Raw genomic sequence first — 12,238 nt, forward strand, 5'->3', positions numbered from 1 at the left:
TGTGGCCGCGCGTGTCACACGCACGGTGAGCGGTTATCTGCCGCTTGCGTCATTCATGGCCGGATTGTCGCACTGCCTGAGGGCAAGAGCCATGCATTGTCCTGCCGGTCAGCCGACAGGCATGATGCAGGTCGAGACACGCATGAGTGGGGCAGGCAGGCAATGAGAGGTCATCATGAGTGAAGCCCGAGAAGCTGCCAAGGCGCATTGGTATCTGATCCAGTGCAAGGGCGGGGAATCCTTCCGTGCGGCGGAGAACCTCACCAATCAGGGATTTCACGTCTTCCACCCCCTGTTGGAGGTGGAAAAGAAGCGCGGCGGCAAGCTGCGTTGGGTCGAAGAGCCGCTCTTCCCCTATTACCTGTTCATACGCCTTGATCAGATGGATGACAACTGGCGTCCGATTCGCTCGACCCGTGGCGTGCTCAAGCTGGTCAGCTTCGGCAACACGCCGACGGCGGTGCCGACGCCTCTGGTGGAAGCCCTGATCGCCAGCGGCGAGCAACGCCAGGAGCAACCGTCGGAGAATGTCTATTTCCGGGCCGGCGAGCAGGTCGAGATCATCGATGGCCCCTTGAGTTCGCTCAGTGGCGTCTTCGAGAGCGCGAAGGGCGATGAGCGCGTCATCGTGCTGCTCAATCTGATCAATCAGCAACAGCGTGTCGAGCTGTCCAGTCGTCAGCTGCGGTGCAGCGAAAGCTGAGCTGCCGACCTGTCTCATCCGACTTGATCCGCGAGACCGCATTGCACCTTTCTTCTGGAGTGGTTCCCATGGCGATTACTTCCCAGCAGGTCGTCAGCCTGCATTACACCCTGCGCACCGCTGATGGCACTGTGCTGGATAGCTCCCGTGAGCGTGAGCCGATGGACTACCTGCATGGCCACGACAATATTCTGGCAGCGCTCGAGAGCGCGCTTGAGGGCTGCGGTGTCGGCGACCGCAAGGTCGTCAATCTGACGCCAGCCGAAGGCTTCGGTGAGCGGGATGAAGGCCTGGTGCAGTACTTCGGGCGTGATGCCTTCGGCCCGGGCGAGATCAACGCCGGCATGCGCTTTCAGGCCCGCACCCCGGAAGGCCAGCGGTCGGTCACGGTGCTGGAAGTCGGTGAACAGCAGGTCAAGGTCGACGCCAATCATCCGCTGGCAGGCCAGGCGCTGAGCTGGGAAGTCGAAGTGCTGGAAGTGCGCGATGCCACGCGTGCCGAACTCTCGGCCGGTCATCCGCTCGGTCTCGATGTCAGCCATACCGAGATCGAAGACAAGAAGGTACGTCGCTGACGTAGGCATTGTGGGTGGGTGTGACGCTCAAGCTCATCGTTGCAGCCCCTCTTCAACAACAGACAGCCCCGCTGCCGAGGATTCCGGCAGCGGGGCTGTCTGTTGTTGGGGCTTGTAGCGATGGAGAAAATTGATATGGATCAGTCGTCTGCGCGCCAGCCGCACGGATCGAGCCGTGAAGCCTTCAGGACTTGATGCAGATCAGATTCGCGCGGGGCATGGCGGGGTAGAGTGTCTCTGTCGAGGCCGCAGCAGGCCGACACAGGCGGAAGAGCTATTGATGTCGGAGCTATTGATATCAGAGCTATCGATGTCAGAAGCAGAGGTGTCAGCTGCCGACAGAGGCTGGCATTCAGGGAGCCCCTTGGGGAAGGGGCAGGCCAGGATGGCCGCTGTCAGAATCGGGCTTTTTTGCAGGTGCCGATTCGCCGTCAGGGGAGGGGGAAACCCCGCTAGCCGACCTTCGGGTCGGCTTTTTTGGTTGTGGGGGCCAGAGAGAATGGCTAGCACCGCGTTTCATGTTGATGGCTTGCCTGCGGGCTGCTTGAAAGCTTTTGCCAGTTCTTGCCAGTTCTCTGGGAGGAAGAGAGTCGCTGGACAGGCAGCCCCGCAACCGACACGAGGTTTGCCTGCCCAGCGAGACGGCTCAACTATTGTTGCTGGCAGTCTTGCGGCTCTCGACTTCCTTGTGGGAATCGACGGCCTTCCCGGTGGTGGTCTTGTCGATGCTCTGGCTTTTCTTGACAGCCTGACTTTTCTTGACAGCCTGGCTCTTCTGGATAGCCCCGTCTTGCTTGACCGAGGGGCTCTTCGTGTTGATGGCCGAGGTCGTCTTGCCCGGCTCGCCCAGCGTCAATGTCGTGTTCATGCGCTTGAGCGTATTGGGGCCGATTCCCTTGATCTCGGTCAACTGTGCCACGTCGGTGAAGGGCCCGTTCGCCTTGCGCCATTCGATGATGGCCTGGGCCTTCTTGCCACCGATGCCCTTGAGCTCGGTCAGTTGTGCGGCAGTGGCGGTATTGATGTTCATGTCTGCGGCCTGGCTGGTCGGTGACAGTACCAGCAGGCTGGTCACGAGAAGTGTTCCTAGCAGGGTTTTCATGGTCGCTTCCTATGCTCACATCAGGGCGGTCGATGGGGAGTGCGCGGGGCGACCACCCGAGGCCCTGCGCGAGAAATACTCTGGCTCAGGTATTATGTTTGTAGTTATTTAGGTTTAAACGATTTCTCATCCTTGCGCGGCTTTCTGCGCTCAACGCAAGAAAGCACTACGAGCGTTAGCCCGCTGATTCGATTCGTCTTTCCCTGGGCATACAACGACAGAGCCGAGCGCTATAATGTTGCCCCGAGCCCATGACCTCCTGTCATTGCGCCTGCCACATCGCCTGGAGCCCGGATGCCTGCCACGACTTCCCCCCTGATCATCGCCCTCGACTACCCGGACATGAGTGCTGCGCTTGCCATGGCAGACCAGCTGGATCCTGCGCGCTGTCGCGTCAAGGTAGGCAAGGAGCTGTTCACGCGTGTGGGTCCCGAGATTCTCAAGGCATTGCATCAACGCGGCTTCGAGGTCTTTCTCGATCTCAAATTCCATGACATCCCCAACACCACCGCCCAGGCCGTGCTGGCGGCTGCGGAGCACGGCGTGTGGATGACCAATGTCCACGCCTCTGGTGGTGCGCGCATGATGCAGGCCGCCGCAGAAGCCCTTTCGACTCGCGGCCTCGATACCCAGCTGATCGCCGTCACGGTGCTGACCAGCATGGAACAGACCGATCTGGCCGGTATCGGGCTGGATGTCACGCCGCTTGCGCAGGTCGAGCGGCTGGCGGCCCTCGCCCAGCAGAGCGGCATGAACGGTGTAGTGTGCTCCGCACGTGAGACCCCGAGCCTCAAGGCGCTGTGTGGTCCTGAGTTCCTGAAGGTGACGCCGGGTATTCGCCCGAGCTTCGCGCAGGCCGGTGATCAGCGGCGCACCATGACGCCCGGTGAAGCCATGGCGGCCGGTAGCACCCATCTGGTGATCGGGCGCCCTGTCACCCAGGCGGATGATCCGCTGGCGGCGCTGGCGCTGATCGAGCAGGAGCTGGGCGCCTGATCGGCTGATTGTCTGCCTCATGGGCAAAAAAAGACGCCAGTCGCAGACTCTGCGGCTGGCGTCTTTTTCATGGCAGTGATCAGCAGCAGTGATCACTGCTGCTGATCACTCGCTCACGTTTTGCGCGACTGCCTCAATCGGCAGACTTGATATGCCAGCTGACCTGAACGCTGCTCTCGAGGCTCAGCTCGCCGGGGCGGTATTCGCTGCCGCTGCTCTTGGCCTCTGCCATGTCGGCACGCATTGCCATCATCTGCGGGCGTGGGCTGTGTGAGGACTCATTGATCGACTGCACGCTGCCCAGAGTCGCGCCGAGAGTCTCGGCCATCAGTTGTGCCTTGTGGCGTGCCTTGGTCAAGGCTTCCTTCAATACCTTGTCTTCCAGGGCGTCCCGTTCACTGATCTGATACTGCACACCGGCCAGTTGATTGACGCCAGCGCCCAGCAGCAGGTCGATGACTTCCGGTACCTTGTCCAGGTCATCGAGAGCGAGGCTGATCGGGCGTTCGAGGTGTGTACGGCGCCATTGCTGGGGCTGCTGCTGACCATTGTTGCGCTCGTAGTACTGCTCAGGACGCAGGTTGAGGCTGCCGGCGCTGATCTGACGGCTGTCGATACCCGCTTTCTCCAGTGCCTGAATCAGTGTCGTCATGCGTGATTCCAGTGACTCGCGTGCCTTGCGGGCCGCCTGGCCCTCGGCCTTGCTGTCCGGAGCCTTGTCATCCACCTTGCGCGCGGGCGTCTTCTCCCACATGCGTGCCTGGATGGTTGCCTTGTCGGGCGCCGCCTCCAGGCTGGCACTGGCGCTGACATGCACCAGTGCCGGTGCGGGCGTCTGGTCGGCGCGGGCCATGTGCGTGGCGCCGGCGGTGCAGAGCGCCAGGCCGCATAGCATGGCGGTACGACGCAGGCGCTGGGCGAGGGGGGCGGGGCCTCTGGTGGCGTGGTTCATCAGCATGGGATTTCCCTTGTATAAAGTGGCAACATTGTTGCCTGGCGCTTGGTGAGGGGCATGAATGCGGGCGCGATAGGCTTGAAAGTATCAGCAATGGGGGCGATGCGTGAAGGTACACGAGAGACTGCGCTCTATACGTGGCGCTGCACAGGCTGTATTGGCGCTCGTCATGTCATTACTGATGGCGTCGCCTGCCCTGGCCGCAGGGCGTGAGGTGATCGACGATGCAGGCGACGTCGTGGCACTGTCACAGCCGGCGCAGCGGGTGGTCACGCTGGCCCCGCACGCGGCCGAGCTGGTGGCGGCGGCGGGAGGCTTGCCGGCCTTGATCGGCGTGAGTCAGGGCAGTGATTTCCCCCCTGCGGTCAGCGAGCTGCCGCGCCTGGCCAGCTATCACGGGCCCAACCTGGAGGCACTACTCAGTGCGCGGCCTGACCTGATCGTGGCATGGGGCAGTGGGCTTTCCGATGAGATGCATGAGCGTCTGACAACGTTGGGGATGCCCGTCTTCGTCAGCGAGCCCGCGACACTCGACGACGTGCTGTCCAATATCGCTCGGCTTGGCGCCTTGCTGGGCACCCGCGATATCGCGGATACGCGTGTGGCGGCGCTCGCAGCGCGAATCGAGCAGTTGGAGCGCTCCCGCGACAGCGCCCCCTTGCCGGTCTTCTTCCAGCTGGGGGAGAGCCCGATGACGACATTGGGTGGCAATCACCTGGTCAATGAGCTGATTCGGCGCTGCGGCGGTGAGCCGCTGCTGACGGACTCGCCCGCCGTGGTGCCGCAGATCAACCGGGAAGCCTTGTGGCTGGCCAGACCGCACCTGATTCTGCATCCGGTCGCGAAGGGGCCGGCGCGCGAGGAGTGGATTGCCGCCTGGCGCGCGGATGAAGGGCCACTTTCCGAGGTGGCACTGGCGGGTCTGACTCCTGACCTGATCAGCCGTCCCGGCCCGCGCAGTGTCGAGGCGATGGCAGAGGTCTGCGCTGCCATCGCGACGGTGCAGGCGTCGGACTGAGGGCGGCGGAGTCAGGGCGGCTTCGTGCAGCACGCTCAGAAATCGATGCCGCGCCGCGCCTTGAGACCATGATTGAAGCCGTGGCGAATCTCGGTCATCTCGGTGACGGTATCGGCACAGGCGACGATTTCACGATTGGCATTGCGCCCGGTGATGATGACGGTCTGCTCCGCAGGACGATTCTCGAGTGCCGTCATCACCTCCTCCAGCGGCAGATAGCCGAACTTGACCATGTAGGTCAGCTCGTCGAGCACCACCAGATAGACGCTGTCATCGCGCATCAGGCGCTGTGCTTGCTGCCAAACGGCCTGACAGGCGGCGGTATCGGCGTCACGATTCTGGGTGTCCCAGGTGAAGCCTGTAGTCATGGCGTGCACTTCGAGATTGGCATCCTCGGCGAGCCGTTCGCGCTCGCCGCATTCCCAAAGCCCCTTGATGAACTGGATGACACCGACCTTGTAGCCATAGCCCAGCGCGCGGGTGATGGTGCCCCAGGCGGCGGTCGTCTTGCCCTTGCCATTGCCGGTGAACACCAGCAGCTGGCCGCGCTCCTCAGTGGCCTGTGCCACCTTGTCATCGACATGCGACTTGAGCTTTTCCATCGCGGCCTTGTGGCGGGTATTGCGGTCCGTCATGCGTCTGCTCCGTGAGTCAAAGGCACAGCACCGACCCGGGGGACGGTGCTGTGATCGGTGCTGTGGTATGTGTGGCTGGTTGTCGCCCGAGGCACTTCAAACGAGGTGCCCTCGGGAAAGCCGATCAGAAGAAGAAGGTGACGCCGCCTTCCACATAACGGCCCTGGGTGTTGTAGCCATTGACCAGCTGATATTCGCGATCGAAGACGTTATCCAGCTTGGCGCTCAGCTTGACGTTCGGCATCACCTGCCAGCTGGTGCGCAGATCGACCACGCCATAGCCGGCAGTGCGCGTGTCGATGTAGGTATCTGCGTCAGTATCGCTGCGGCTGGCGCTGCCACGCAGCGTGGCACCGAAGCTCCAGTCGTCGAGTGCATAATCGGCGTCCAGACGCGCAAAGCGCTGGGCGCGGCGCTTCAATTGCTCACCGGTATCACGGTCCTCCGGGTCCTGCCAGGTCATGGCAAGGTTCACGCTCAGGGCCTCGCCTTGCCAGCCACTGCTCAGCTCGACGCCACGGATACGCGAGCGATCGATATTGATCGGTGAGAAGTCGACTCCTTCGTAGCTGATCAGATTGTCGATATCGGTCTGGAAGGCATTCAGGCCCAGATGCCAGTGATGTTGCTGCAGGCGCCAGAATAGCTCGGCCGTGGTGGAGGTCTCGGCATCGAGGTCCGGATTGCCGGAGCCGTAGGGGCTGTAGAGGTCGATCAGATTCGGTGCCTTAAATGCGCTGGAATAGCTGGCACCGAGCTGTTGCGCGGCCGTCAGATCATAGGCGTAGCTGGAGCCGCCCGTCATCTGATGGCCATAACGATTGTCGTCGTCATAACGCAGGCTGGTCGTGACGTGGTGACGCTGTTGCTGAAGGTGCCAGCTGCCGTAGACGCCGGTGGCATAGCGGCTATCGACGCTGTAGCCCTCGGCGGTGAAGTAGGGGCCATCGGCATCCAGGCTTTCCTCGCGATGGTCCACCCCCAGGCTGAGCGTGCCGAGGTCGGTGTAGAAGTCGTGGCGCAGGCCGACCTCGTTGCGGGTGCTGGTGACACGCCCGGCATCGCTGCCGGCTTCGGTGTTCTCGTACTCATCCCGCGTGCGCGCCACGCTGACCGTCATGTCCCAGTTCGGGTTCAGGTGCGTCAGCAGGCTGGCATCCAATACCATCTGGCTGCCTTCGCCGTGGCAGTCTTCCGAGGCACTGAAGCTGCTGTCGTAGCAGTCGTCATAGTCGTAATCGGTCTCGGTGTTGGCGACGCCGAGGCTGAGCGTGGCCTGCTGACCGAAGTCGTGGCCAAGGCGTAGTTCGGCGCCCGTGGCCTCGTAGCCATCATCTTCACTGCCGGTATCGCGGGCCGAGAAGCCATCGCTCTCATCATGATGGAGATTGGCCGAGAGGCGCGTGTCGTCTTCCACCGAGCTGAACTGGGCGTTCTGGCGGAAGGTACCATCGCTGCCGGCACGCAGGGTGACTTCTGCATGCTGACCGACTTCGCTGCCGCCACGTGTGATCAGGTTGATCACGCCGCCGATGGCATCGGCGCCGTAGACGCTGGCACGCGGACCACGCACGATCTCGACACGCTCGACGGCGGCGAGTGGCAGGAATTCGAAATGCGCCAGGCCATCGGCACTGTTGGCGACACGCTGGCCATTGACCAGAATCAAGGTGTGGTCGGACTCGGTACCGCGCATGAAGAGGCTGGTCTGGCTGCCCATCGGGCCGCTGCGGGCGACCTCGATACCATTGCGTGATTGCAGCAGATCGACCAGCGAATTGGCCTGCAGGCGATCGATCTCGTCACGCGTGATGACGTCGGTGCTGGCCAGCACATCATTCTGCAGCTGCGGAATGCGATTGGCGGTGACCTGGACGGTGTCCAGATCCTCGGATGAATCGGTGGTCAGCGCATCAGCAGCGACGGCGGGCGGGGTCAGCAGCAGCAGGCTACCGACGAGGGTGAAGCTGGCCTGCGCGGATGCGCGACCACGAGTGTTGTTGTGTTTCATGAATGATCCTCAAGCGTCAGACGCAATGAGGAGGACAGCGTGACAGGGTGCGCGAGCACACGTCCCCCGCACGCGCCCTGATCAAGCAGGCCCGTCGCGGGAGACTTGCCACTGGTGAGGCCCTCCGCATCAACCAGTGTGGAAGCGAGGGCCGGTCTCCGGACTGACGCCTGGTGGACTCCAATGGCAGGAGTTTCACCCCCTCATGCGCCTTCCCACCTCCTTCCCTTGGGGGAGGCCTGAATGACAGGACCTCCCGGAGGCAGTGGCTGGCCGTGTCGATCTTGTCGATCGTGGTCGACCTGCATGAGCGTTGCGATCACCGTTGCGGGGGCAGTACGGGGTTTTCACCCGTTTCCCGAACACCCTGGCTTCAACGCGAACCATTGTCTGGGGCGGGGGTGAGGGAGTCAATCGGCAAACCGGCGTTGCGCTGGCTGCCACCCAGGGCCGCTCAGGCGCGGTCATTCAGGGGGAGAAGTCAGAGGGCAAGTCTCAGGTTGTGCCAGATACGACAACGCCCGCACAGGGCGGGCGTTGTCGAGATGACGGTCTGGCCAGATGGCGGTGTCTGCTCCATGGAAGCTCGTGCTACAGAAGCCAGCTCTCTGGAGACTGGCTCACAAGTGAGCGTCTCTAGAGAGACAGGAATAGACCGGCGAGACTCGCTGACATCAGGTTGGAGAGTGTGCCGGCGAGAATCGCCTTCATGCCCATCTGCGCGATATCACCGCGACGGTTCGGAGCCATCAGCCCCAGGCCGCCCATCAGGATGGCGACGGAGGACAGGTTGGCGAAGCCGCACAGTGCGAAGATGATGATGGCTTCAGAGTGCTCGGACAGCTTGATCTGGTGGCTGGCGAGATCGGCGAAGGCGACGAACTCGTTGAGCACCAGCTTCTGACCGATGAAGCTACCCGCCTGGATGGCTTCGTGCCACGGCACGCCGATGACCCAGGCCACCGGGGCGAAGGCATAGCCCAGCAGCAGCTGCAGCGTGATGTCTTCATAGCCGAACAGGCCGCTGACCCAGCCGACGATGATGTTGCCCAGCGCGATCAACGCGATGAAGGCCAGCAGCATGCCGCCGACATTGATCGCCAGCTGCACGCCAGAGGCCGCGCCGGAGGCGGCAGCGTCGATGACGTTGGTCGGACGATCGATGTCCTTGCCCAGCGCTTCTTCGACGCTCTGGGTCTTGGTCTCGGTCTCCGGGATCAGCATCTTGGCCATCAGCAGGCCACCCGGCGCCGCCATGAAGGAGGCTGCCAGCAGGTACTTGAGGTCGATGCCCAGCGAGGCATAGCCCACCAGCACGGAACCGGCCACCGAGGCCAGGCCACCGGTCATCACGGCGAACAGCTCCGAGCGGGTCATGCCGGCGATGAACGGGCGCACGACCAGCGGGGCTTCGGTCTGGCCGACGAAGATGTTGGCGGCCGCGGACAGGGACTCCGGACGGCTGGTGCCGAGCACCTTCGACAGGCCGCCGCCGAGCACGCTGATCACGACGTTCATCACGCGCAGGTGATAGAGCACCGCGATCAGTGAGGAGAAGAACACGATGATCGGCAGTACGCGCAGCGCGAACACGAAGCCGCCGCCGCCGAAGACTTCGAACATCTTGTCGCTGACCAGGCCGCCGAACAGGAAGTCCATGCCGACGTTGGCACTGGACATTACGGCCTGTACACCTTCGCTGAGCCCAAGCAGCATGCTCTTGCCGGCAGGCACGTAGAGCACGAAGATCCCCAGCATCGCCTGGATGGCAAAGGCACCCAGTACGGTGCGCAGGCTGATGGCGCGTCGGTTTTCAGAGAGAAGGAAGGCAATCCCCAGCAGGGCGAAGACGCCCACCAGGCCCATGACGATCTGCATCAAGCAGCTCCTGAATGCGTAGGTGTTACGTTGAGGACAAGGCAATAGCGCTGGCCACAGGACGGTATGGCCAAAACTGGCGCGTACTCTACCAGTATTTTTGCCCTCTGTCGGAGTCTGCCACTAACGTTTGACGGATTTTTTGTGAATCGCACGAGGCGTGTCTGCGTCAACACGCACGAGGCCCGCCATAGGCGAGCCTCGTGCCTTCCGTCGTGATATTCCGACGTGATGCTGACTATGCCTGCTGTCAGGTGCCGGCGCCCGGCAGACGACTGGCCGGCAGGGGGCCTGACCCCGAGCCCGGCGGCGTCTGTGAGGACTTGCTGCCCGCGCCCTTGTCGGCCTGGGGAGCTTCGGCCTTGTCGGTCCTGGGCTGGGAAGACTTGTTCAGCTCCGGCGAGTCGGCATGGATCAGGCTGATCAGCGTCTCGCCGGCCTTGGGCTCCAGCGCCACGGCCGTGTTGGCGATCCGGATGCGACCCTGACTGCTGATGCAGAACAGCGGCAGCAGACGCTCTTCATGAATCCTGCGGTAATCCTCGAGGCTGAAGCTCTCGGTGATACGGGCACGCCGGAACTGTGCGCCCTGAGAGAGCAGGCTCGCCAGCTTGGCATAGGTGATCTTGCCATCGAACAGCAGCGGCAGATGCCCCAGCGCCTGGTCCTGCTGGCGCTTGGCATTCTTGCCGTTGTCCTCGGCGAGCCGGAAGACACGCCCGTGGCCCAGGATGTGCTCGAAGTGCAGCGCAGCCAGGCTATTGAGTTCGCGATAGGGTGACAGCGGCATCAGGTGGCCGATGCCGGTCAGCTCGAGATGCTGGGCGGCATGTTCGGAGAGCGGATTGCCGTAGTAGACCGGCAGGCCCGCCATGCGCGCTTCCTGAACGGCATCCCAGTTGGTATCGGTCAGGCGCACCGAGAAGCCGGCATCGACCAGTTCACGGGCGACCTGGCGCGACACCGAGTTGGCGCCCAGGATCAGGAACCCCGAGGGCGGCGGCTCGCCGACGCCCAGCACCTTGACGATGGGGCGCGACAGCAGGCTCTGGACTACCACGGTGCCGATGATGACCAGGAAGGTCATCGGCACCAGCATCTCGGCGCCCTCGATGCCCTGGGATTCGAGCTTGAGGGCGAACAGCGAGGCGACCGCTGCCGCGACGATGCCGCGCGGTGAAAGCCAGGCCAGCAGGGCCTTCTCGCGCAGCGTCAGCCCGCTGCCCAGGGTGCACAGCCAGACCGTCAGGGGGCGTGCGACCCACATCAATACCGCCAGGAAGATCCACGCCGGCCACGACAGCAGGGACAGCTGCTCGACGGTCAGGCGTCCCGCCAGCAGCAGGAACAGTCCCGAGATCAGCAGAACCGTCAGGGTCTCCTTGAACTCGATGATCTGCTGGGTCGGCACGCCGCGCATGTTGGCCAGCCACACGCCCATCACGGTGACGGTCAGCAGGCCGGATTCATGGAACAGGGTGTTGGAGATGGCGAACAGCCCCAGCATCACCATCAGGGTGCCGAAGTTGTGCAGCTTCTGCGGCAGCCAGAAATGACGCAGCACCAGCCCCCAGCACCAGCCACCCAGTGCCCCCATGCCGAGCCCGAGGCCCACCGTCTGGGCGAACAGCAACAGGGTATGCGAGGCCGCATTGCCGGTCATGCCGAGCGCGACGTACTCATAGACCAGCACCGCCAGCAGCGCGCCGACCGGGTCGATCATGATGCCTTCCCAGCGCAGGATCTGGGTCAGGTTGCCGCGCGCGCGCAGCGTCTGCAGCAATGGCATCACCACCGTCGGACCTGTCACCACCAGCAGGGCGCCGAGCACGGCGGCCATCTCCCAGCGCATGTCGAGCAGATAGTGGGCGGCCACGGTGCCGATCACGCCGGTGATCACCACGCCGGTGGTGACCAGCCGCCTGACGATATGGCCATGGCCGCGCAGGTCCTTGAAGTCCAGCGTCAGGCTGCCCTCGAACAGGATGACCGCCACCGCCAGCGAGACCAGCGGGAACAAGAGATCGCCGAGCAGCTCATCCGGCTTCAGCCAGCCCGTGACGGGGCCGGCAAGGATGCCGACGATCAACAGCGGCAGGATGGCGGGCAGACGCATGCGCCAGGCCAGCCACTGGCAGCCGAGGGCCATCAGACCGATCAGGGTCAGGGCCAGAGCAGGTTCGGTCATCGGGTGTCTTCCTTGGAGTCAGCGAAAATGAGCGGTGCCACTGTTGCGGTCACCGCTCATCGTTTCGTTGTGTCTCAGCCGTCTGTCAGTGGCCCTTGCCCCTGCTGGTCTGCAAAGGCTTGAAGCAGGGGCAAGGGCCACTCAGCTGCCGCGCGGCAGGCCGAAAGGGCGCAGCCT

10 protein-coding genes and 1 riboswitch are annotated in these 12,238 nt (G+C 63.2%); of the genes, 4 read left to right on the forward strand and 6 right to left on the reverse strand.

What is annotated here, in order from left to right; genetic code table 11:
* Window positions 1–175 precede the first annotated feature (175 nt).
* On the forward strand, window positions 176–703 hold the full coding sequence (rfaH, locus tag R2R70_RS00660) for a transcription/translation regulatory transformer protein RfaH (RefSeq protein WP_410976957.1): 528 nt from the start codon (window positions 176–178) through the stop codon (window positions 701–703).
* A gap of 68 nt (window positions 704–771) precedes the next feature.
* On the forward strand, window positions 772–1,278 hold the full coding sequence (locus R2R70_RS00665) for an FKBP-type peptidyl-prolyl cis-trans isomerase (RefSeq protein WP_410976958.1): 507 nt from the start codon (window positions 772–774) through the stop codon (window positions 1,276–1,278).
* 646 nt (window positions 1,279–1,924) lie between these two features.
* On the opposite strand, the gene R2R70_RS00670 is transcribed toward R2R70_RS00665, so the two are convergent.
* Window positions 1,925–2,380, reverse strand: a complete 456-nt coding sequence (locus R2R70_RS00670; protein WP_410976959.1) for a ComEA family DNA-binding protein — start codon at window positions 2,378–2,380, stop codon at window positions 1,925–1,927.
* Window positions 2,381–2,674: 294 nt separating this feature from the next.
* Between R2R70_RS00670 and pyrF the strand changes: the two genes are divergently transcribed.
* Entirely contained in the window at window positions 2,675–3,376 is a 702-nt protein-coding gene (gene pyrF, locus R2R70_RS00675) for an orotidine-5'-phosphate decarboxylase (protein ID WP_107335391.1), read from the forward strand.
* A gap of 133 nt (window positions 3,377–3,509) precedes the next feature.
* On the opposite strand, the gene R2R70_RS00680 is transcribed toward pyrF, so the two are convergent.
* Entirely contained in the window at window positions 3,510–4,334 is an 825-nt protein-coding gene (locus R2R70_RS00680) for an SIMPL domain-containing protein (protein WP_131431400.1), read from the reverse strand.
* 166 nt (window positions 4,335–4,500) lie between these two features.
* Here R2R70_RS00680 and R2R70_RS00685 point away from each other — a divergent pair, with 166 nt between their 5' ends.
* Complete coding sequence (locus R2R70_RS00685) at window positions 4,501–5,349, forward strand: helical backbone metal receptor (protein WP_410976960.1); 849 nt, start codon at window positions 4,501–4,503, stop codon at window positions 5,347–5,349.
* A 35-nt stretch (window positions 5,350–5,384) separates the two neighbouring features.
* On the opposite strand, the gene cobO is transcribed toward R2R70_RS00685, so the two are convergent.
* The 4 genes from cobO to R2R70_RS00705 form a co-directional block, all read right to left on the reverse strand.
* A complete protein-coding gene (gene cobO, locus R2R70_RS00690; protein WP_284892186.1) occupies window positions 5,385–5,984 on the reverse strand; it encodes a cob(I)yrinic acid a,c-diamide adenosyltransferase in 600 nt (199 codons plus the stop codon).
* 124 nt (window positions 5,985–6,108) lie between these two features.
* A complete protein-coding gene (locus tag R2R70_RS00695) occupies window positions 6,109–7,995 on the reverse strand; it encodes a TonB-dependent receptor domain-containing protein (protein WP_410976961.1) in 1,887 nt (628 codons plus the stop codon).
* A gap of 131 nt (window positions 7,996–8,126) precedes the next feature.
* Window positions 8,127–8,398, reverse strand: a riboswitch (cobalamin riboswitch).
* 233 nt (window positions 8,399–8,631) lie between these two features.
* Window positions 8,632–9,873 (reverse strand): NupC/NupG family nucleoside CNT transporter, encoded by a 1,242-nt coding sequence (locus R2R70_RS00700; protein ID WP_043332439.1) that lies wholly within the window; start codon window positions 9,871–9,873, stop codon window positions 8,632–8,634.
* 250 nt (window positions 9,874–10,123) lie between these two features.
* Window positions 10,124–12,061 carry a cation:proton antiporter gene (locus tag R2R70_RS00705; protein WP_107335386.1) on the reverse strand — a complete coding sequence of 646 codons (1,938 nt, stop codon included), beginning with the start codon at window positions 12,059–12,061 and terminating at the stop codon, window positions 10,124–10,126.
* Between the last annotated feature and the right edge of the window lie 177 nt (window positions 12,062–12,238).

The sequence above is a fragment of the Cobetia sp. SIMBA_158 genome, from assembly GCF_046566945.1.
GTDB lineage: Bacteria > Pseudomonadota > Gammaproteobacteria > Pseudomonadales > Halomonadaceae > Cobetia > Cobetia amphilecti.